Genomic DNA, 22,885 nt, shown 5'->3' on the forward strand with positions numbered 1-22,885 from the left:
GAGAACCAAGAAATCCGTATTTTTGTTAGTTATCAGAACCGATAAAACCTACGATTCACAAAGAAATTAAATGTCAAAGCTGCTCGACCTCCTCAAACCCTTACTGAAATTTAACTATTCACATCCATATTGGGTCCTGACCATAACGCTGTTAGTTGCTATCGTGAGTGGATTTTATGCCATTCAGCTCAAGGTAGATACCGACATTGCGAATCTACTGCCTGAGGATCACCCTAATGTGTTAGCGCTGGATAAACTGAACGAAACAGTGGGTGGGGAGACCGATATGCAGGTCGTCATAAGTTCACCCAGTTTTGAGGCGAACAAGAAATTTGCTGAAGACCTCATTGAGAGATCCCTTGAAATGTATTACCCGCGGTTAGAGGATTATTACTTTGACCGGGCAGAATTCAAACGGGAAACCGAATTCACGAAAAATAATGCACTATATCTGGCAAGTGAGTCTGAGCTGAATGATGTGATCAGCTGGCTGGAAGATGAGATCGAACAAGCCAAAGAAGAAGCTAATCCCTTTTATTTTGATCTTGGTGAGGATGAAGAAGAGGCAGAAGATACACGGGCTGAAGATTTCGAGCAAAGCTATAAAACACTGGTACCTTCAGAATATCCGATCAGCGAAGACAGCACCATTATGGTGGTGAAATTCTTTCCAACCGGTTCAAAAAGTGATATCAAATACCTCGAGGATATGTTTGAGGAATACGAGGATGTGATCGCTTCTCTGGAACCTGCCAGTTATCATCCTGAAATGGAAGTCAAATTCGGCGGCCGACTCAAAAGGCACCTGGAAGAGATCACATCCATTATGGATGATGTGATCGGTAGTTTTGCCACGGGTATCAGCAGTGTGATACTCCTGGTCATGTTATACTTTTTCATTAAAAAATACCTGCACTACAGAAAAGGAACACAGGGAGAAGGATCCTACACGATCTGGTCACACTTCATCAGAATGCCGGTTCCCGTGCTGGTGATCGGTATCCCATTGCTGATAAGCCTGGTGTGGACCTTTGGACTGACCTACTTTTATCTGGGAATACTCAACACGATGACCTCCGTGCTATTTGTGATACTGTTCGGGTTGGGTATCGATTACGGGATCCACTTCTACGCAAGATATATTGAGCTTCGTAATCATGGTTTAAGTGTGTATGAAGCCGTAGAAACCACCTACACGAAGACGGGAGAGGCTATTTTGGTTTCCGCCTTCACAACAGCCACAGCCCTATATATTCTAATGTTTGCTGATTTCCGAGGGTTCTCAGAATTTGGCTTTATTTCAGGAACCGGGATCATGCTGGCCCTGGTGAGCATGCTTTTCATTCTGCCTTCTATTCTTGTGGTACTGGATGAACGTCTGAACTGGATATTGATCAGTGAAGAAGACAAAGAGGTTTACGATGGCACGCATCGCTACCCATTTGCAAGAACGATCGTAACGGTCGGATTGGTGATCTCGGCTGTGGTGATCGGTTTCAGCGGAAACCTGTCATTTCAGTATAATTTCGGCGAACTGGAACCAAAATTCCCAGAATATGAGGAATTCAGGTCATTTGCCCGGCAGGTTGAGGATTCAGACAAAAGAAACCCGGCTTATATAGTAGCAGAAACCAATGAACAGGTTGAAGAAATTGCGAATATCCTAAAGGAGAGAGCCGAGGCAGATACCGTTTCACCGACCATTCAAAGCGTCGAAACTCTGCAGGAGCGATATCCTTCCAATGAAGCTGAAGAACAGGAAAAGCTTGAGAAGATCGCTAAGGTGAGGGAATTACTTCAGGATCCATTCCTGGTTGACAGGGATGATGAAGATCTTGACCGGCTTCGGCTTGCAGCTCAAACCACAGAACCTGTGACCATAGATCAGATACCGGATTACCTCAAGTCACGTTTTGTGACCAAGGATGGAGAGATCGGGCGATTTGTGATCATATATCCTTCTGTTGGATTATCAGACGGCAGGCAGTCCATTGCCTTCAAAGATGATGTCAGCGTAGTTAACCTGGATGATGGTTCAGAGTTTTATGCTTCAAGTACCTCCATTGTTGCCGCTTCCATGCTGGATCTGATGAGAACTGAGAGTCCGTATATGGTCGCTGCTACCTTTATCTTTATTTACTTCTTCATGTTGTTTTCATTCCGATCATTCAGATGGTCGCTGATCGCTATGTTACCGCTTCTGGTTGGCTTATTGTGGCTGTTCGGCATCATGATGATCTTTGGGTTCCAGTTCAATTTTTACAACCTGGTAGTGCTGCCTGCCATTCTTGGAATTGGTGAGGATAGTGGAGTCCATTTAGCTCACCGATACCGTGAGGAAGGGAAGAACAGTATGTGGCAGGTTTTGTCGAGTACCGGTCAGCATATTACCATGGGGTCTGTGACTACCATGTTGGGTTTTGCCGGATTGCTGTTCACTAATCACCCCGGCCTGCAATCTATTGGTATCATGGCAGTCATTGGAATAGGAATGACCTTGCTTACATCCATTACCTTCCTGCCGGCATTAATACAATGGCTGGAAGACAAGAGTTGGATAAAATTTTAAGTGAAGTCGGTTAATTATTGAGCCTCAATACTTTGAGGGAATATAAATAAGTATGAAAAAAGAACTTGTCGTTAGGGTATTGCCTGAAGTTGCGGGGGAAGAAGAGTTGCTGTTTGAGCACCTGATCGAAAAAGAAGGGCTCAAAAAAGAAGACCTCAGGCATGTTGAGATCCTTCGAAGTTCTATTGACGCCCGGGCAAAACAGGCTTATTACAACCTAAAGGTACGATTATTCATTGGAGAGGAATATCGCCCTCAGGAGGTATCTCTGCCGGATTATCCAAATGTCAGAAATGCCAGGGAAGTGATCGTTATCGGAGCCGGACCGGCCGGACTCTTTGCAGCTTTGGAACTGATGGAGCAGGGTTTAAAGCCGGTGATCCTGGAAAGGGGTAAGAACGCGAAAGATCGAATTAAGGACCTGAAGGCGATCAATGTCAGGCATGAGGTGAACGAGGATTCCAACTACTGCTTCGGTGAGGGAGGAGCCGGAACTTATTCGGACGGAAAGCTTTACACACGTTCTAAAAAGCGTGGTAACGTAATGAAGGTGTTGGAAAGACTGGTTGGTTTTGGTGCCGTAAAAGACATTCTCGTTGATTCACATCCGCATATTGGGACCAATAAACTTCCGGGTATCATCGCAAATATGAGGGAATGCATCCTTCAGAATGGAGGAGAGATCCATTTTAATACACGCGTAACTGATCTCATTATTGAAGCAGAGATAATTAGAGGTGTGAAAACACTGAATGGAGAACAGTTTAAAGCGAATGATGTGATCCTTGCCACCGGACACAGTGCCCGGGATATATTCAGATCGTTACATCAGAAAGATATTGCCATTGAATTAAAACCCCTGGCTATTGGAGTTAGGGTCGAACATCCACAGGCATTGATCGATTCCATACAGTACAATTGTGAAACACGAGGGGATTATTTGCCACCGGCCTCATACAGTATTGTAAAGCAGGCAGGGGATCGGGGAGTGTATTCGTTCTGTATGTGTCCGGGTGGAGTCATTGCGCCCTGTGCTACATCACCCGGAGAGATTGTAACTAACGGATGGTCGTCTTCGCGGAGAGCCAGATCGACAGCCAATTCAGGAATTGTGGTAGAACTCAAACCCAGTGATTTTAACAGCTTCAGTAAGTATGGTCCCTTAGCCGCCATGGAATTTCAGCATGCTATAGAGAAAAAGGCCTGGGTGGCCGGAGGTAAGACCCAAACGGCTCCGGCTCAGTTGCTGCAGGACTTCATAGATGGAAAAGTATCAGATGCATTACCAAATACTTCATATGCTCCGGGAATTACATCTGTAGATCTGAGAAGTGTTCTGCCGAAATTCATCTATAATTCCCTCAAAGATGGTTTTCGCCAGTTTGACCGAAGCATGCAGGGATATCTGACCAATGATGCCGTGGTTCACGCGCCTGAAACAAGAACTTCAAGTCCCGTTAAGATTCCCAGGGATGATTCCACCTTACAACATATTCAGATCGGCGGGCTCTATCCCTGTGGAGAAGGAGCCGGATATGCGGGTGGTATTGTATCTGCCGCTATGGATGGCATTAAGTGTGCACAGGCGGTATTAAAATCTGCCTAGTGTTTAGTTATCATCGAAGTTTACTTCCACCTCAAAGTCGATCAAAAAAGCTCCGGTGAATTCAGAAAGTACATTCGCTCCGAAACCGCCAGCGATGTACTCATCGAAAAAACCTGGTTCGCCGAAGGCTCCGGCGATGATTCGGGAAGCAACTAAATAGCGTGAATTCGACATAACAAGTGGTTGCAACAGCCTATATACAGCGATCACGATCATTACCGCAAAGGCGGGAAATAGCATATTGTCAGAGTAAGCTGTCGGATACTTAGCAGATCATTGGATTTCGGGCATTCGCCGCGAAATGACCACTAAATTTATAAAAACACCTTATCTATACATTGAACAGATGTTACATAAATAGGGCTGTCAACTGATCACTGCTAACTGTTCCCTGTACTACTGAATTACTGTTTCCAGAAAGTCGGAGAAAAGATGATCAGTACGGTAAAGATCTCGAGTCGCCCGACCATCATCAGCATGATGAGTACCCATTTAGCTAAGTAGGGTAAGCCCGCAAAGTTGTCGGTGGGACCGAAGTCACCCCAGCCCGGACCAATGTTTCCAATAGCCGCTATGCTTGCCCCGATGGAAGACATGATATCGTAGCCGAACAAACTGATGATGAAGGCTCCTGTGGCAAATATGAAGATATAGAGGATAAAGAAACTCAGTACGGTCCTCTGAATATTCTGGCTGATAGCCTGATCTCCGATCCGAACGGGAAGGATCGCTTTTGGGTGAACGATCTGCTTGATCTCTCTGCCGGTATTACGGATCAGGATCATCCACCGGATCATCTTAATGCCCCCGCCGGTCGATCCGGCACACCCCCCGGTAAAAAACAGGAGGAAGAGGAAAAAAGCACCTATGGTGTTCCATAGCTCATAATCATCCGTTCCAAATCCGGTAGTCGTGACAATGGCAATGACCTGAAAGGCCCCTGATCGCAAAGCTTCAAGGATCTCATAATTGTCTTTCAGCCAAAGTGACCCTGAAATGATGATGGTACCAACAGCTATGACCAGCGTATAAAAACGGATCTCACGATTATTGAAAAAAGATTCTGTATCGCCTTTAAATAGTCGGAAATGCATCGCAAAGTTGACGCCGGCGAGAAACATAAACAGTATGATCACCCAATCGATATAGGCTGAGTTAAAGGAGGCGATACTTCCATTCTTGGTCGAGAAGCCCCCGGTTGCCATGGTGGCAAACGCATGATTAATGGCCTCAAACCAATCCATGGACGGGTGTACCCAAAGTAGCAGGAATTCGGCCACGGTAAAGGCTACATATACTCCCCAGAGTAACTTTGCAGTTTCTTGTACGCGGGGAGTCAGTTTATCGGCCGTAGGACCCGGCGACTCAGCCTGAAACAGCTGCATACCGCCAATTCCGAGTAGTGGTAAAATTGCGAGTGATAGTACGATGATCCCCATACCACCCAGCCAGTGTGCCAGTGAACGCCAGAATAAAAAGCTTTTAGGAATATCCTCTATTTGCGGATTAGAGAACCCGTCTGAGGTGGTACCTCCAAGTATGGTTGAACCGGTTGTGGACAGACCACTCATGGTTTCAAAGACGGCATCGGTGAAGGAGGGAAGAACCCCTGAGATCACAAACGGCAGGGCACCAACCAGGGAAAGAGATAACCATGTCAGACTTACAATGAGAAAACCTTCACGCACTCTAAGTTCCTGTGAAGGTTTGAACAAATACCAAAGTGTGCCTCCGACGGTAAATGCGATGCCTGCCGATATAATAAATGAATGCCAGGTATCTTCCCCGTAAACAAGATCAATGATCGCGGGCATCAGCAGGGCAAATCCCATAAAGAAGATAAAGGCTCCGAGTACCCCTAATACCACCAGAAAATCGATTTGTGCGCGGGGTGCGTTACTTTTATAGAGTGAAGCCATTATTGAAAAAGCTTGGTTACACGATCAACGGCAGAGGGCAGGCAGAAGACCATCACCCGGTCACCGGAATTCACTTGTGTTTCTCCGGTTGCGATTTCAACCGCACCGTCACATAAAACCCCACCGATCACACAACCTTCAGGTAGTTTCTGTTTCTTGATGGGTTTTTTGGTGATCTTTGAGTCTTTGGTTGCCTGCAGTTCGATCACTTCGGCTTTGATTCCTCTTAATTCAGTCACGGAGATCACCCTGCCACGTCTCACATAACGGTGGATCTCGTTAGAGGCCGCCACCTTTTTGTTGATGACGGCATCGAGGCCTATGGTTTGTGCCAGTGGGATAAAGTCCGGTTTGGAAACAAGGGCTACGGTTTTTTTAACCTCAAGGTGCTTTGCCATCAGGCATGAGATAATATTGGATTCCTCATCATCCGTTACTGCAATAAAAGCATCCATTTCGTTGATGCCTTCTGTAACCAACAGATCCGGATCGGTTGGATTCCCATGCAGCACCATGATGTCTTTCATGTCAATGGCCAGCTGTTCAGCCTTATCATAATCCGGTTCGATCAGCTTTACCGACCAATTCTTGGCTGGATCATCCACAAGGAGTTTGGCGATCATAGACCCCATGCCTGAACCGCCGGCTATCATCACAGAATTAAGTTCCTGATCTTTTTTACCCGTGGTTTTTATAACGGTATTGATGTTTTTAGTCTCAGCCAGAATAAAGACCTGATCGTAATTCTGCAGCTTAACAGATCCGGTTGGAATGATCGTACGTCCACGCCGGCCAATAGCTACCACCCTGAAAGTCAGGTCGGGATAGGAAGCCGCATATTCTGTAAGAGATTTATTTATGAGGGGTGAATTCTTTTCAAGCCGTATGCCAATAAGTTGCATGCGATCATCCGCAAGGTTTATGACATCACTGGCTGAGGACCGTTTAAGTAACTGTGCGATCTCATGGGCGGCACTCAGCTCGGGATGTATCATCACGTCGATACCAAGGTCGGAGGGGGTAAGTGGGGCATTTTCATCCGAAAATTCATCACTCCGGATACGGGCTATGACCATCTTAGCTCCCAAACGCTTGCCGATCATCCCCGCGATCATATTCACCTCATCAATACTGGTTACACAGATCAGGATATCTGCTTCACCTGCCGAGGCTGTTACAAGGTCTTTAACGGATGTAGCGTTGCCTTCAATGGTAAGAACATCCAGAGAGTCTGCCACTCTTGATAAAGCCGCTTTATCACGGTCAAGCACCCTTACATCGTGTTTTTCGGAAGAAAGCACACTAGCCAGGTCGTAGCCAATTTCTCCGCCACCAATAATTACGATCTTCAATAGTCAGTTGGTTTCATTTTCAAAAAGCAATCAATGTTACCATGATTTCACGTGAATTGAAAATGTTTTAAATTTTCACAAACGTAAAAATAACAGCATATTACAGGCTAATCAGTGATAATTATTAGATCAGTCTCAACGGGCAGTGAGCCTTTTGTATTGAGATCAGCTGCACGAACCTTAAATCTGTTTTCGCCTTCCTTCAAAGTGAGCTCGATCTTTGGTCCATTGCCCAATATCTGCCCATCTTCTGTCAGCCAGGTAAACCGAACTTCGTTTACGTTACGATTTAATACCGGTGCACTAATGATCTTTTCAGGGTTTGCCGGAGTGTGAGCAAGCTCAATAGTAGTTTGAGGCTGTTCAAATGCAAGCGGTTGTTTTATGTTGATGGGGTAAGCCCGGAAATAGATCGGATCCCCCTCAAAAAACCAATAGATCCTAAGATCCTGGGTTCCGGTTTGATCTGCTGTCCAGGATGAAGTGTATTGATTTCCGTTTGGGAACCTCCAGTCAGAGCTGATACCAAGTTCTTCAATGGAAAGAGATTGTCCTGCGATGATGGATCTCGGATATTTTGGATAGATCAAAGGGATATCTCTGGGAGTGATCTCGACAACGGCGGAATCAATGGAATTTGGGGCATTTTGGCCATCATCCTGCAGCAGGGTTACCCTGTGTTTTCGGGCCTCAGTTGGTGTGAATGTATTTCCATCGATCGGTTGACCATCTATAAGCCAGGTATCCGTAACGGATTGCCCATCGGCATCCCTGTCAGGACTTGAAAACAGGGTGACCGGTTCCCCAATAAACCGAACCGCGGAAGTGCTGATCTGTGGTTTGGGCGCATTATTAGCAATAAAGGTCTTTTCAGCGACAGATCTGTTATTTGAGGTAGGACTGTTGTCAGTGATCTCCAGCCTGACCGTATGAGCCCCCGGCTCGATCGCTTTGATCAATTGAGCCGCATTTTTACTGATCAATTCACCATCAAGGTACCATTTATACTCTTTTATGTATCCATCCCGATCGTATGAATTCATGGCACTTAGTTCAACATCGCCACCTGCCGCTACTATTTCAGGAAGCTCCCATTCGATCACCGGCGGGGCATTCACTCTAATAGATCTTGTAAAACTGGCAGTGTTACAGGTCACATTTGAACTGGTCTGAAGGTTCAACGTAACCAGATATTCTCCCGGTTCATTGAACTGATGATCTGTGACGAAACCTGATTTTTCGATCACGTTGTCATCTTTCCGGATCTGCCATTCGATATCTGTTAACTGCTCCTCGGAGGTAGAATTACTTCCATCAAACTGTACCGTTTCACCGGGTTCTATCCACTCAGGTACTTCATAACGTGCCTGAGGGCCTTCAATTACCCTGACCACGGCACGTGCCTGATTGGTGTTCCCGCAATTCACTGAGCCCGAGCCTTCTACAGTAAGGGTTACCGGAAAGATCCCTGGCTGGGTGAAAACGTGGCGGATCTTAGGTCCCGTTTCAATGGTTCCATCACCGAAGTCCCACAGCAAAGAGGGCAGAGCCCCGGATGGGTCCACACTGTTTGATCCGTCGAATTCAAGAGCTGTATCCACACAAACAGTGGTGTCTGTGACGTTCATCTTGGCCACCGGCGAGCCTTCAATAATGACGGGTATCTTGGTAACTGTGGTTTTATTGGAAATGCCGTCTGTCATGCTGAGAATGGCATCATATATACCCGGACGATCATATACGTAAGAGGGGTTTGCACTTTCTGAAACATCACCGTTTCCAAAATCCCACTGAACATCGAAGGCATCCCCATCGGGGTCGTAGCTTTGCGAGCTGTTAAATAGTATGGTTTGTCCGGCACAGGATATGACCACTGAATCTGCGACGGCCTGAACAGGTCGGTTGATAAGCACGCGAATTGATTTTTCAGCACTTCTGTTTTCAAGTCCGGTTCCATCATCCACTTTCAGGTTAAAGATATGAACACCGAATTCAGGTGCCTTCCAGCTAAAACTGGCTTCCGAGCGTTTGGAACCGTCAGGGAGTGTCCACTCAAAATTCAGTGGATCATCATCGGCATCGTAGGTGGAGGTGGCATCGAGGGTCACATCCAGTGAATTGGATCTGATAACGGATTCTGACACAATGTAAGGGGTATGATTTACATTGATGGTTCCCTCAATGGTTTTTACTGAATTGGCTACACCTTCGTTATCGGTTGCAGTGATGGTAAAGTAATGGACCCCACTTTCCTGAAAACGCATCGTGGCTTCAGGTCCCTGAAACGTACTTCCGTCTTCAAACGACCACTCTATGTTTGTGATCTCACCATCCGGATCATGGGTTTCTGCAGCACTCAAAGTAACCTCTTGTCCAGAGCCGATCTTTTCCGGGGTTGCTTCCCAAAGTATAACCGGAGCGTGATTAGCACGCACGGTTTGGCTCATCAATCCCTGAGCGATCTGATTGCCGGAATTATCACGAACCTTTAGTGTGACAACGTGTTCACCGGGTTCTTCAATGATGACTTCTGGGTTTGGTCCGTTGGCAATAGGAGCCCCATCCAAGAACCATTCGTAGCGTGTTATGATGCCATCTTCATCAAAACTTTCCGTACCATCGAGGCGAATGGGAATTCCGGTGGGTACAACTTCAGGTAATTCAAAAATGGCTTCAGGGAATTCATTGACAATGATCGTATGAGATCTGACCCTTGCGCTATTTGCTTGTCCCCGTCCGTCGTCAATGGTCAGCGTGACCTCATATGATCCCGGTTGCTGATAGGTGTGTTCTATTTCAACTCCGTTGAGGATCGTGCCATCTCCCATATTCCAGGTATAACTGAAATTTGGGGGCAGTTGATTTTCACCATTGTCGTAACTGAGGCTGATCTTACCGGTTGAGGTGATGGATGGTGCTAAAATTTGTTGGCCTGAAGGTCCGCCTGCATTGGTTTTATTTGATACCACGATTCGGGCCTGTCGCTGACTGTTACTGCAATTTGGAATATCTCCTCCATTATTAACACGCACTGAAATAATGTAACTGCCGGGCTGTGTTGAAGAAAAGTTGAAAGAGGGAGAAGTAGCCTGCAGCTCACCGTTAACAAACCAGAAATAATTTAACGGTTTGCCCTGCATATCATAAGAATCAGCGGCTGAAAGGGTAACCACTTCTGCCAGTGCAATGTCCGTTTTTGGTACGTTAAGGCGTGCAATGGGTGGTTCAGTGATCTGAAGCGTTTGGTCAATGATCCATTCATCCGGAAATGAAATGAGAGTGTTTGGCACCCGAATCGTCATATTTACCGTACCACGATTGCTGAATACCAGGGTTGGGTTAGCCCCGGTTCCAATGGTTTCACCATTTACCTGCCAGCGGGCATTCCTGAAATCGGCAGAATTGATGACGGGACTCGTAAGCTCAAATGATTTTTCAGAACAGGTTTGTACAGGCCGCTCTGCCAGTGAGATCTGTGGATCATGAAACGGGGTGAGATTCGGAGGAAGATGCCAGGCCTTAGGTTGTTCTTGATCAACAACAGAAAAAACAGAATTGGATCGTTCAAAATCTCCAACTGAAAGGACCCAGTTGTTTTGAGTGCCAAACCTGGTTTCGGGCACACCTGTATCATTCAAATTATAATGCCGCCCAAATCTGTCGAGTTTGGTTAAGTAGATATCATCAGAGGTATTAATGGTGAATGGACCGTACTCATGTGATGCTTGATGAGGGGTGATCTGCAGTGCGTCTCCATTTTTAAAACCTAAGGTTCGCAGTGATAGATTCAGGCTTATGATGTTCCATGAATTTGATGAGGAGCCGGATTCAGTGACCGTTCGGATCTTAAAGCTGTTTAGATCATCTCCGGAGGTGATACGGACCCGTAGAATATAGCCGCTGGGAATGGGGGAAAGACCTGAGCCCAAATTTTTCCAGCTTTTGGTAAAATTTGATTCATTTTCAACCTGCAGGGAATATTCAGGAGATCCTGCCACATTTCGTTTTTCAGGCTTACCGTCAACCAGTCGGTACAAGTCATTGAAAGGGTAGATCTCAAATGAAGTGGATGTGTTGGCGTTTCCGGATAAAATATCCAAATCACTTCCGGTTGCCGCATCGAAGATCTGCAGTGTGGCTTGGGAGGCGTTTTCGTCGGGTTGAACCCATAAGTCGATGGTTTGAAGGGCCGGGTCAGCTTGATTACCTGACACAGCAACATAGGTTTCCTGAGCCAAAAGTTTCGGTTCAACCAAAACAAATGTCATTAAAATGAGTAAGGCTCTGAATAATTGTTTGTTCATAAAATTACTGAACTGAATATGAATTCGAAAAATAGATCTCACCGGTCCGGGAGTCTTTAAAGCTAATTTCCAGGTCACCGGTTTCAAGAGTTAGGGTAACCGCCCAGTTACCGTTGAAATCAGTTTTAACCGATCTCTCAGAAGTATTATTACTGAGAACCACTTCAATACCGGGATACAAGTTTCCTGAAAATGTCGTGGAACCGGAGCGAATGGGAGTTAGATCACTGCCTGATGCACTTCTAACCCTGATGTCAAACACTCGTTCTTTGGTCATGTTCACCACTCTTAAAGATCTCTGTGTGGTATTTCCGGATGGATCAGTGGCCTTAAGGTCAAATGTCTTTTCTTTGTCATTGATCTGGGTTTGGTATGAGAACCTACCGGTGGACTGTACTGAGATCCTTTCATTGTTTAAGGTTAACCGTGCTTCAGGTTCCGTAGCTCCTTCAACGTCTAACTGCCCATTCACAGCAAACAAAAGATCATTATTCAGGTTATCAATAAATATTGGGGGAGGTACTTTATCAATGGATCGAATGATCCGGATCGTCTCAGAAAATGGACCTCGAAGGCCTAAGTGATCAATGGCCTGAACACGCACGTACGTGATTCCCATGGGTAAAGTGTTGAAGGCAAGTGACGTATCAGTCATGCGCACCTCATTAACGTTATCTTCAAACTTAGAGTCAGTGCTGTGTTGAATTCTGTAAGAAACGGCTCCATCTATCGGTATGAATGAAATAACAACCGCCTGATCACTTACAACCGAATCTGAGGTCGCCCATGTTATTTCCGGAGAGGGCAATAATTTCACGGGTTCCATCGGTGACTTACCTCTTTCCACCACGGTTCCTTCATTCTGGCGAATGGTTACGGTTACATTATTTGAATTAACGATCGCCTGTCCGTCATAGTTGGTCAGCTTAACGAGTCCTGATTCTTCTGTTTCGGCATAAAAATTCTGGGTTTGAAGTTCAGACACAGAGGAACCGGCATTCAGTATGTACCGACTCTGTTCTTTCCCTGAGGCTGAAAGTTTAGCGAGTAACCCGCCGTCTTCGAGGGTGATCTCGGTATCGGTGGAATTATTGAGTCGATCTATCCGGGATTTTCGAATAACCGCCATGGTATTTGGTTCAACCTGTATATCACTGCCATCCACAAAGGATAGGAGTGCATAGCTTTCAGAGAACGTCCTGATCCCATCGGATTGTTCGAACAGATCTCCCCGCATGGCATCGGTCCATGAACCCAGTAAACCAAGTCGCTTATCTACCTGTCCTTTCTTTTGGGATAACTGGGCCTGGACGTCCACAACCCGGTTTTCATTTAATGCAGATTCCATACTATCAACTGCGGATGGGAGGTTTCTGCCAAGGGAAAAAGCCTGCTCAATGTTTCCATCATTGATCGCCTTGGTATAGGCAGACATAAGTTTCTGCACTTCCTGATACTCTTCTGCCGCGAAAACCGTAGCTCCATCAGCTATCAATGTGCCGATCCGTTCTTTTTGAGCAGCGATGGAAGCATGGATCTGTGAGAAATTCTGAAGTTCCTGAACTTGCGAAGGAGTAATGCTGAATACATTTTCTTCTGTATCATGATCAGCAAGCGATATCACCAAAGGCCAGTTTTGGGTACTGCCGGTATAATCTTCCGCAATTTTTTGTAATTCACTGGCTTTGAATGACAATGAGTTTCCCTGAGCCATAGTAATCCCATGGCCCAAAATCAGGGCTGTAATAAAGCCAATAAAGACTTTAACATAACTCCTTTTCATTTCTACCCGTTACTTCGGAAAAATCAACGTAAACCGCGAGCCGATCGCTTCGTTTGATTCAAGTTCAATTTCCCCGTTGTGAATATTTATGATCTCACGAACATAAGCTAACCCAAGACCGGTTCCGTTTTCACGTGCCGCCTTTTTGTTTGATTTAACCCGATAGAATTTATTAAATATTTTCTTCTGTTCCTCAAGGCTAATTCCATATCCAAAGTCAGTTACGCTTAGTTTTACAGAGTCAGGGCGGTTGGCCACTTTGATCTCGATGGTTCGTCCCGGTTCTCCATACTTGATGGCATTACTCACAAGGTTTTGAATGGCATCGTACACCAGATCCTTATCGGCTTTGATTTTAAATCCGCGGCCTTCACGAACAATCTCTGCTTCCACACCTTTTTGATCAAAAAGTGGACGGTTTACACTCCTTACTTCTTCTGCTATTCGATATAGGTTGATTTCCACGATTTCGATGTTAGCCCGCCCGGACTCAATTCTTTGTATGTCAAGAAAACGATTGACCAGAGTTTTCATGCGCTGTCCTGATAACATGATCTCGTTGATCAGATTGTTGCGTTCCTTCTCGTCAGTGAACGTGGAATCCTGCAGCACTTCAGAAAGTCCCATGATACTGGTGATCGGGTTTTTCAATTCGTGCGCAATGATATTGATCATGTCATTTCGTTTAATATCATTCAATCGATCTTCTGTCTTATCATGTAGTATGATCAGTGCTGCCTGTTCCTCATCATTCTTGTCAATGATGGAAACGTACTGATAGTCGTAATAGTCGCTTTTATTTTCGTTTTGATAATGTGCGAGTTCGGAGACATTGATCTTAACGGTATAAGGGTCGGGATTATGGACCTGCTGTTCCAGTTTGCTCATCGTGATATCCTTATGAACCAGTAACTCACCAAGTTGTGTGGTATCCGGATCCAGATCCATGGACTCAAGCAGCTGCTTAAAATTATTATTGAGGAAGCTGAATTTCTTATCGCTGTCCAGTATTCCGATCAGGTCATCGGAATAGGTCATCATATATCGGTTTTTCCATTCCTCAAGGATGATCTTTTCCACATTAATGCGCTGATAGCGTTCAAGAGTGAGCCGAATGTTTTCAAGCGTGGTTTGCATCAGGCTGAACTCGGGTAAAGAAACCGGTTGCACAGGATGCTCAAAATTCAGGGTACTCATATATTCAACATCACTGATGATCTGTTCGACCGGGCGATTGACCTTACGGCTGACGTACCATCCAAAGGCAAAAAGGATGAGAAGTATCACACTACCTGTGATCAGAGAAAAAGTGATCAGATCATAAACCGGTTTCAGGATAAAGGCATCCTCTACCGCAACGGCATGCCAATAGGGAATGGTCTGAAATCTGGAAGTGAGAATGTACCATTCCAACCCATCTATTTCCTTAACAGTAAGATCAGAATAGACCAGATCCATGAGTTCCTGTTCGGGAACATCGATCTGTTTAGACGGAAGTAGTTTGTTCGAATCTTTGGTGATAATATTACTGGCATAGGTGCCACCAAGAGGGATGTTTACCAGATCGTTCACAATGCCGGTTGCGTTGAAGTACAGATCGATCATATAGAATGCCTGATCGATCTGAATGGCTTTTCTGGCCACTATGTAATGCATTTCTGAAAGGGAGTCGCTGCTAAAGCTGACGTTGATCTCGTTGTCAATTTCAGAAGGATACCAGGTGTAAGTGATCTCAGAAAAATCGATCTCATCATACATGGAACGCCTGATATCCACAGTTTCATCAGAGCCATCTTCAGCAATGGTGATTCTCATTAAACCGGGTGTGAGGTTCAGTGTTTTTGACATCAGATCCTGTGTTTGGGCAGGATTCTGAAGGATCTGATCCGTCATGTAATTGGAAGCGTTCAGCCAGTTTCTGATGATCTGATCGGCCCGCTGAAGGGAATATTCCTGAAGTTGTGATACAATGGTGGTGCGCTCGTTAACAATGGCTTCTTTGTACTGGGGGCGCACAAAGATCCAGATCAGGGTAAAAGCCAATAACAGCAGCAGGGAAGAGAATAAAAAGATCCGCTTCCGGAGTGTCAGATTGTTCAGCATAATTGCCCAATGTTAATACATAAAGTTCATTTTACTAAACTGTGAGACGTTTTATTAATATTTTGTAATGTTTTAAAACTCAAGTGAAAAACACTTGTTAACAAAGGCATAACATTCGCTTAACCTTTTCTTTAGCTGAGATGCTGATTCTTGACCAACTTAATTCTATTCCTTTATGCTGATTGGTGGAGATTTTAATGACAGGGCAAAACAACTGCTGGTGATCTTGTCAGACATGTGTGATAACGATACGGATGTTAAAGTACCTGTTGAAGAGCTTGTAAAAGAACTTGATTCAGATCGTTCTGTACTTAAAAACCTGTTGCAGTACCTGGAAGGACGTGAACTGATCTCTATTGCATCCATTGGAGGTCCTTTTTTATATGGACATATTCAGATCACTGACAAAGGCATTCATAAAGCCCTGAAGAAGAAATAGGATCTCCTGATAATTTTATCATTCCTACTCAGATAGCTCCGAATTACAGGCGATTGCCATAAACAAAAATAGCCTCTTCGTTGAAAGAGGCTATTCTGTTAATAATCGGGCTGGATATTACTCTGAATCCAAAATATCAGCAATTCGATTCTGAATATCTTCAATATGAGCTTTCGTTAGTGCATCTGAGATCCTTGAGCTGGCCTGATCAAGGTCCTGATCGAGGGTATTCAGTTCCACTCTGAGCAGGGGACGTATATCGGAAGTGGCGATATCAACCCGGCCGGCTTCATCATTTTCAAAAGCGGATGCAATGTTATTGATGTACATGCGCTGCAGGTTTCTGCGATAGGGATCAACCGCTTCATGATCATAGATCTCGCTCCATACACCCTGACGGAGATCGCCTAACATTTCAAGAGGAGCGTAGGCCTCATCTCCATTGAAAGCATACGTTTCATTAAGCCTGATCATTACATCGGCTGCCATCACATCATTCAGAATTCTGGCTTGCAGATTTTTAACCCGGTCAAGTGCTCCGTTATGTTCAATGCGGCGTAGGATTTCCTTGTCAAGTAGCCAATCAGGCGTCGTAAATACATGGTCATTCAGGAACTCCAAGGCCTGTTTTTGATAGTCCTCAGGAACCGGAGTGTACACATATCCTTCCTGATCTGAGCTCTTACGGTTTTGATAAACACCGCCAATATTAGTGGATACATGCCCCGCATAACGAGCCCATTGGAAGATCAATTCTCCGTAGATCTCTTCCAGGTCATCATACCCTTCACCCGGTGTGGCTGTCCACTCGATAAGGTTTGGTACCACACGTTTCAGGTTCATAAGTCCATACGTACTTGCTTTTACGGGATCATCCGAAAGATCTTCGGTTTGTGATGAAGGGTCATATCCGGTGGATGAGGCAAAACGATAGACCGGGTCACCGGCTTTTTCCATTATCCAGCTATCCAGAATGGGCTTTTCATCCTCTGGAGTATCTGCCTCAGGGATCACGCGGTATCCCCAGTTGATCGAATACTTATCATAAGGTCCGATCTGACGTATAAACCGGATGTTTTCATCTCCCGGCTGGGCGATATAATTCTGTCGGGCATATTCCATGATGGTAGTGGCAATGCCATACTTTTGAGTGAAAGTACCGGAACGCAGTGAGTCGACCGGATAGGCAGAACTTGACTGCATGTTGTGTGGAAGTCCCAATGCGTGACCCACTTCGTGAGAAATCACCCGGCGCATGGTCTCACCGATCAGGTCATCATCCAGTTTAAGCTTTCTGGCAGCAGGGTTAGCCGCGCCTGTTTCTATCATCAACCTGTTTCTGTACGACCGCATATGGTTGTGGTACCATACAATATCACTTTCAATGATCTCACCGGTTCGGGGGTCACTCACGCTTGGTCCAACCGCGTTTCTGATGGTACTTGCTACCCAGCGAACAGTGGAATACCGAATATCTTCAGGGCTCCAATCCGGATCTTCTTCGGGAGTCGGTGCTTCCTTAGCGATCACTGCATTTTTGAATCCGGCTACCTCAAAGGCCTCATTCCAGTCTTCAACGCCTTGTTTTACATAGGGTACATATTTTTTTGGAGTGGCAGGATCAAGATAATAGACGATCGGCTCAACCGGCTCAACGAGTTCACCCCGTTGGTAGGCATCCATATCTTTTGGTTCCAGTCTCCACCGGCGGATATAGCTTTTTTCTTCCGCCTTTTGGGCGTCAGATCCATAATCGATCTGATTCACGGTGAACCAGCCTACTCGGTAATCTTCGTATCTGGGTCGCATAGGTTCTTTTGGAAGCAGAACCATAGATTGACTCATAAGCATGGAAAGGGTTGCGGTCTGCTCGTCAGAAGGAGGATTGCCTGCGTTGTAAGTGAGCACATGGCGAACCTCAATATTCTCCGGAAAGCTTTTGGCGCTTTCGATATAGGTACGGTCACCATCCAAACGGCGCACCTGATATTGTCGTCTCAAAAAACTGATAGCTCCACTGATGGCTTCGATATCTGAGGTGAAGAAATCGGTTACCTCAATGACCATAGTTGTTGAATCCTCATTCATGGCCTCGATAGGGAAAGAGGCCAGGATAGGGGCAAAGTTGTTTGCTTTCACCGACTTGTAAATTGGCAGGGTATCAGCCGCTACAGCATTATAGGATTGTTTTCTTAGAAGAATATTATCGCGTTGCCGTTCAAAGGTAATGACCTGCTCCGCTGTTTTGGATCCGCCCGAGAAAAAACCGAAATAATCGGTCGGGACTTCAGCGATCCGGCTCACTAATAACATCTCACGGTTCAGAAGTGAGTCCGGTATTTCATAATAGAGTTTATCATCTACCCAGTGGACGTCAAATAATCCTTCATCGGTCTCAGCATCTTTGGTGATCACTTTGGAGTACTCGTTGCCTCCTTTGCCGGAAGCAGCGGCCCGGTCTGAAGCTGATTTACTGGATGTAGTTTGTTTGGTCCCGGAACAGGCGCCCATAAATAACATGGACAGCACAAAAACCCCGAGTTTTTTAGAAAATGCGTTAGGCATGGTAATAGAGTTGATTAAAAGTTTATTGACCAAATGTAGGGGTATTCAATAAAAGGTTTAAGGGTTTAACATGAAATAACATTCCCTTTAATAGGTAGTTTGGGGTAAACTTTCATTAACCAGTTTTCCTGAAAAATACCTACCTTTGCATCCTGAAAAACAACAGCCTAACTAAACATAATATCATGATTATTGGAGTCCCTAAAGAGATCAAGACACACGAGAACCGAGTTGCCATTCAGCCGGGCGGTGTGGTGCAGTTAAAACGTAACGGACATGAGGTTCTGATCGAAAAAAGTGCCGGAGTTGGAAGCGGTTTTTCGGATCAACAGTATATTGATGCCGGCGCCAAGATCATTGATGATGTAGAGGAAGTCTGGAAAAGAGCAGAAATGATCATGAAGGTGAAAGAACCTATTGCCGTTGAGTATCCAAGAATGCGCGAGGGGCAGATCATATTTACCTATTTCCACTTTGCCGCTGAGGAAGCTCTTACCAAAGCCGTGGTTGAATCCAAGTCGATTGCCATTGCTTACGAAACAGTTGAAAAAGCCGACCGGTCTTTACCGCTGCTCATCCCGATGAGTGAAGTGGCCGGTAGAATGGCTGCACAAGAGGGCGCCGTTTATCTGGAGAAACCCAAAGGCGGTCGAGGCGTATTGATGGGAGGAATTCCCGGAGTGCCTCCGGCTAATGTATTGGTATTGGGAGGTGGTATTGTAGGTGTGAATGCTGCTAAGATCGCAGCCGGTATGGGTGCGAATACCACGATCATGGATATCAGCATGCCTAAACTGCGCTACCTGGATGATGTGATGGAAAAGAATGTGACTACCATGTATTCCTCTGAGGCCAACATCCGCAAAATGCTGCCACACGTGGATATGGTGATCGGTGCCGTTTTGATACCGGGTGCCAAGGCCCCGCACTTGATCACCAGAGATATGCTTAAGCTGATGAAGCCGGGCACGGTGATCGTGGATGTGGCGATCGATCAGGGCGGCTGTTTTGAGACCTCAAAACCAACTACGCACCAAGATCCGGTATATGAGGTGGATGGTATTGTTCACTACTGTGTAGCAAATATGCCCGGTGCGGTTCCTTTCACCTCAACCATGGGACTAACCAACGTAACATTGCCTTATGCTGTGCAATTAGCCAACAAAGGCTGGAAACAAGCCCTGAAGGATGATCCCGAATTATTGAAGGGATTGAATATTGCGGATGGCTCTATTGTCTATAAAGATGTAGCCGAAGCCTTTGACATGGCCTGGGAAGATGTAGATTCAGTATTGAACTGAACATCTATTCACTAATAGATTCAAGCCCGGTTATCTATGATGATCGGGCTTTTTTGTTTTGGATAGTTTATTTATGTGGTTTGAGGGTCAGAGTTCATCTGCTCGATGGTTGATCGTTACGGGTCTAAGGCTTGCCCAGGGAATGATCAGGGGACCGATAGATCGATCTGCGAATATAAATTTCCCATTATCGCCCTCCTTGTTCTTTTGTGCCGACAAAAGAACCAAAAGCTCCCGACTGCGAAAAAAGAGCTAAAGCTGACTCCATTGCGCTAAAAGAAATCAATGCTCCATCACCGGGCTTGCAGGTAAGTTAAGTGCCATGCGGTTTGATTTCTTTCTTTACGCTTCATTCCGTCATCTTCTTAACGCTCTTTTTTCTAAGGTCGATGGAATAATGAATATTCACTGGAAAGTAGTTGCTCAGGAAGTCTCCGACTTCCAAAATTGGCAGTGAGTTCTATTCTATTTAACACCTAGCTGCTAGTATGTAAGTCAGAGACTTGCTCTGCAAAGACTCCTAAGTCAGCGCTCGATAGGTTTTGGATAACGGATCATAATTTTAAGGCTCGCATATAGACTTAAGGGGTGCAAGGTTTGCATTCTTTAGTTAGACGTTGATTCAGAGGTTTTAAGGAAATCAATTAGTTTTCTGCTTTAAAATTATGCTGTAACATGTATCAGTGTTATACGAAGAATGGTATAGATTGATAGTAATCCTAACTATTTAATTTTTTTATGAAGTGTTTCTGGCTTTTAATAATAGTGTTGTTATTAGGACAAAAAATTGGATGGGGACAAGTGATAAACGGACAGGTTATAGATGAAGAGACCGAACAAGTATTGTCCTATGTCAATATTGGGGTTGTTGAATTGGGTATAGGAACGGTGAGTGATAAAGAGGGGAAATTCAGTTTACAAATATCAGAGGGAACGGCCGATTCGGTATTATTCTCAGCAGTAGGTTATTCTTCCCGTAAAGTGGCGATCACAGATCTTATTGACAATGATAAAGTATGGTTGACCTCCAGATCGTATGAAATGCAGAGTTTTGAGGTGGTGGATAAAGGAGGAGGCAGAGATAAAATTTTTGGAATCAAAAAGGGAATTCCTGCCGGATATACCGGCTTAGCATCCAACAAACCCGGGGACGAGATCGGCACGCCAATCAAGATCAGAAAACCTACCTATTTGAAAAGTGCTCATTTTACCATAGACCGAGTAAGTGGAGATAGTATGATCTATCGAGTCAATATCTATGAATTCAATGATGGGGAAATTGGTAGAAACCTTGTTTCGGAGAATGTGTTGCTTGAAGGTGTTCAGAAACATGGAGTGGTATCCGTAGATCTAACTCCTTTTGAATTGGTGATATCTGAAGATGTGCTACTCACACTGGAAAATATACAGGTAGATAGTGAGGAGCATAATCATGGAATTGGTTTTAGGTATAAATCAGTTTTTTTCCGAAATAGAAACATTTATGGTCGTATTGGGGATAAATCGAAAAATTTAGCCGGGGAGTTTTCTGAGATTATACAAGGGAGTGCCCTAAACTTTTATTTTGTGGGGAATGAATTGTAATTGAAAAAGAGGTAAGTAAAATTAGTAATCATAATATTTTTGTTCGTCACGGTGCCCTGCTTCATGAGGTGCTCCCGAGATTTCTGTTAGACTTTAAGTATTGAGAAAGGCAGTCAACTCTGCTTTTTTATAATACCAGCGAGCCGGAGACAGGCTAACCGAGTGTGTCGAGCAGAACTCGAAATCCCGAATCAGCCCCTCCGGCTTCGGTATTATCCAAACCTAAATAGCATGCTAGTAAAACACTACGAACAGAGTCAGGTCCGATAATACCTAGCTGGCATACGTCATTAAGGTTAATCAAACATGAGGATTTTTTATGGATCTCACAAATCTAACCCACTTTATTGGTATAGATATTTCTAAAGATACCCTGGACTGCTGGCACCGTCCTTCCGGGGAACATATGCAGTGCGCAAATTGCGAGTCCGGTTTCCAACAACTAAACCAGTGGATAACCGAGGCGGGATGTACCGACCAGAACAGTGTTATTTGTATGGAGGACACCGGAATCTATGGTAAACGACTATTGGTTGCGTTAACCCAAATGGGATGGAGATGCTCGGTAGAAAAGACCACCATATTGGAAAAGGTGGGCCCGGACCACCATCGTAAAGATGACCAGTTTGATGCTCAGCTACTGGCTGAATACGCGGATCGTTTTGCTGATCAGTTATCACTGAGCACCCCGGCAGAGCCGGTATTAGATCAGCTTCAACAACTCTATGCTGAACGTCGCCGGCTGATACGCCAGCAAACGGCCACCAAAACCAAGCAAACGCAATCGGCCCAACAGCCGGACTGCCCGGAGCTGGTGCGCCAGGGGTGGGAAGAGCAACTACAGTTATTTGACAACCATATTGCCCAGTTGGAACAGCACATTCGGCAGTGCATACAAACCCATGATGGGCTGCAGGAATACTACGACTTGCTGGTCAGTATTCCTGGTATTGGAGAAGTTACCGCCTGGATGTGGCTGATTCTCTTTTTTGGAGAACAAAAATTGAATCCTAAGGCTATTTCCTCCCGTTTTGGAGTAGCTCCCCATAGTCATAGTTCAGGAAGTTCGGTGCGTGGGAAAACGCGTTCTTCCGGCCATGGAAGTGCAGAAGCACGTTCTACGTTAACCATGGCAGCCCGCTCGGCCAGTACACACAACGATAAATTCAGTGCCTATAAACAGAAAAAACTGGAGGAAGGTAAGCCTTGGCCGGTAGTTCGTAATAACCTGGTAAACAAATTAATCACTATTATATGTGCCATATGGAACAGCCAAACTTGCTATAAATCAAACCATGAATCCAGATTCGACAAACAAAAAAAGGCTGCTTAGTACTTGATTAAGTCATAGCATTCGGGA

13 protein-coding genes are annotated in these 22,885 nt (G+C 45.1%); 6 read left to right on the top strand and 7 right to left on the bottom strand.

Going from position 1 to position 22,885, the window contains the following annotated elements; translation table 11 throughout:
- The first annotated feature begins 70 nt into the window (after positions 1-70).
- Positions 71-2,569 carry an efflux RND transporter permease subunit gene (locus C3B73_RS11895; RefSeq protein WP_103665814.1) on the top strand — a complete coding sequence of 833 codons (2,499 nt, stop codon included), beginning with the start codon at positions 71-73 and terminating at the stop codon, positions 2,567-2,569.
- 52 nt (positions 2,570-2,621) lie between these two features.
- A complete protein-coding gene (locus C3B73_RS11900) occupies positions 2,622-4,175 on the top strand; it encodes an NAD(P)/FAD-dependent oxidoreductase (protein ID WP_103665815.1) in 1,554 nt (517 codons plus the stop codon).
- 3 nt (positions 4,176-4,178) lie between these two features.
- Here the strand turns inward: C3B73_RS11900 and C3B73_RS13945 are convergent, their stop codons facing one another.
- The 6 genes from C3B73_RS13945 to C3B73_RS11925 form a co-directional block, all read right to left on the bottom strand.
- Positions 4,179-4,415 carry a hypothetical protein gene (locus tag C3B73_RS13945; RefSeq protein WP_157939496.1) on the bottom strand — a complete coding sequence of 79 codons (237 nt, stop codon included), beginning with the start codon at positions 4,413-4,415 and terminating at the stop codon, positions 4,179-4,181.
- Between the two features lie 164 nt (positions 4,416-4,579).
- Positions 4,580-6,094: a TrkH family potassium uptake protein gene (locus C3B73_RS11905; protein ID WP_103665816.1), complete on the bottom strand. Its 1,515-nt coding sequence runs from the start codon at positions 6,092-6,094 to the stop codon at positions 4,580-4,582.
- Positions 6,094-7,446 carry a Trk system potassium transporter TrkA gene (gene trkA / locus C3B73_RS11910; RefSeq protein ID WP_103665817.1) on the bottom strand — a complete coding sequence of 451 codons (1,353 nt, stop codon included), beginning with the start codon at positions 7,444-7,446 and terminating at the stop codon, positions 6,094-6,096. Before trkA ends, C3B73_RS11905 begins: the two co-directional genes overlap by 1 nt.
- A 107-nt stretch (positions 7,447-7,553) precedes the next feature.
- A complete protein-coding gene (locus C3B73_RS11915; RefSeq protein WP_103665818.1) occupies positions 7,554-11,750 on the bottom strand; it encodes a PKD domain-containing protein in 4,197 nt (1,398 codons plus the stop codon).
- A gap of 4 nt (positions 11,751-11,754) precedes the next feature.
- On the bottom strand, positions 11,755-13,533 hold the full coding sequence (locus tag C3B73_RS11920; protein WP_103665819.1) for a hypothetical protein: 1,779 nt from the start codon (positions 13,531-13,533) through the stop codon (positions 11,755-11,757).
- A 9-nt stretch (positions 13,534-13,542) separates the two neighbouring features.
- Positions 13,543-15,636: a sensor histidine kinase gene (locus C3B73_RS11925; RefSeq protein ID WP_103665820.1), complete on the bottom strand. Its 2,094-nt coding sequence runs from the start codon at positions 15,634-15,636 to the stop codon at positions 13,543-13,545.
- A gap of 175 nt (positions 15,637-15,811) precedes the next feature.
- Between C3B73_RS11925 and C3B73_RS11930 the strand changes: the two genes are divergently transcribed.
- Positions 15,812-16,075: a hypothetical protein gene (locus tag C3B73_RS11930; protein ID WP_103665821.1), complete on the top strand. Its 264-nt coding sequence runs from the start codon at positions 15,812-15,814 to the stop codon at positions 16,073-16,075.
- Between the two features lie 117 nt (positions 16,076-16,192).
- Here the strand turns inward: C3B73_RS11930 and C3B73_RS11935 are convergent, their stop codons facing one another.
- Positions 16,193-18,640 carry a zinc-dependent metalloprotease gene (locus C3B73_RS11935; protein ID WP_103665822.1) on the bottom strand — a complete coding sequence of 816 codons (2,448 nt, stop codon included), beginning with the start codon at positions 18,638-18,640 and terminating at the stop codon, positions 16,193-16,195.
- A gap of 185 nt (positions 18,641-18,825) precedes the next feature.
- Here C3B73_RS11935 and ald point away from each other — a divergent pair, with 185 nt between their 5' ends.
- From ald to C3B73_RS11950, 3 genes are all read left to right on the top strand, one after another.
- On the top strand, positions 18,826-19,941 hold the full coding sequence (ald, locus tag C3B73_RS11940) for an alanine dehydrogenase (protein ID WP_103665823.1): 1,116 nt from the start codon (positions 18,826-18,828) through the stop codon (positions 19,939-19,941).
- A 768-nt stretch (positions 19,942-20,709) separates the two neighbouring features.
- Positions 20,710-21,525 (top strand): carboxypeptidase-like regulatory domain-containing protein, encoded by an 816-nt coding sequence (locus tag C3B73_RS11945; RefSeq protein ID WP_157939497.1) that lies wholly within the window; start codon positions 20,710-20,712, stop codon positions 21,523-21,525.
- A 319-nt stretch (positions 21,526-21,844) separates the two neighbouring features.
- Positions 21,845-22,858: an IS110 family RNA-guided transposase gene (locus tag C3B73_RS11950; RefSeq protein WP_103664008.1), complete on the top strand. Its 1,014-nt coding sequence runs from the start codon at positions 21,845-21,847 to the stop codon at positions 22,856-22,858.
- The last annotated feature ends 27 nt before the right edge of the window (positions 22,859-22,885 follow it).

Source organism: Gracilimonas amylolytica (assembly GCF_002911695.1).
Taxonomy (GTDB): Bacteria; Bacteroidota; Rhodothermia; order Balneolales; family Balneolaceae; genus Gracilimonas; species Gracilimonas amylolytica.

Coding starts and splice junctions, on each gene's coding strand:
- C3B73_RS11895 (WP_103665814.1), top strand. CDS start 71: ATGTCAAAGCTGCTCGACCTCCTCAAACCCTTACTGAAATTTAACTAT.
- C3B73_RS11900 (WP_103665815.1), top strand. CDS start 2,622: ATGAAAAAAGAACTTGTCGTTAGGGTATTGCCTGAAGTTGCGGGGGAA.
- C3B73_RS13945 (WP_157939496.1), bottom strand. CDS start 4,415: ATGCTATTTCCCGCCTTTGCGGTAATGATCGTGATCGCTGTATATAGG.
- C3B73_RS11905 (WP_103665816.1), bottom strand. CDS start 6,094: ATGGCTTCACTCTATAAAAGTAACGCACCCCGCGCACAAATCGATTTT.
- C3B73_RS11915 (WP_103665818.1), bottom strand. CDS start 11,750: ATGAACAAACAATTATTCAGAGCCTTACTCATTTTAATGACATTTGTT.
- C3B73_RS11920 (WP_103665819.1), bottom strand. CDS start 13,533: ATGAAAAGGAGTTATGTTAAAGTCTTTATTGGCTTTATTACAGCCCTG.
- C3B73_RS11925 (WP_103665820.1), bottom strand. CDS start 15,636: ATGCTGAACAATCTGACACTCCGGAAGCGGATCTTTTTATTCTCTTCC.
- C3B73_RS11930 (WP_103665821.1), top strand. CDS start 15,812: ATGCTGATTGGTGGAGATTTTAATGACAGGGCAAAACAACTGCTGGTG.
- C3B73_RS11935 (WP_103665822.1), bottom strand. CDS start 18,640: ATGCCTAACGCATTTTCTAAAAAACTCGGGGTTTTTGTGCTGTCCATG.
- ald (WP_103665823.1), top strand. CDS start 18,826: ATGATTATTGGAGTCCCTAAAGAGATCAAGACACACGAGAACCGAGTT.
- C3B73_RS11950 (WP_103664008.1), top strand. CDS start 21,845: ATGGATCTCACAAATCTAACCCACTTTATTGGTATAGATATTTCTAAA.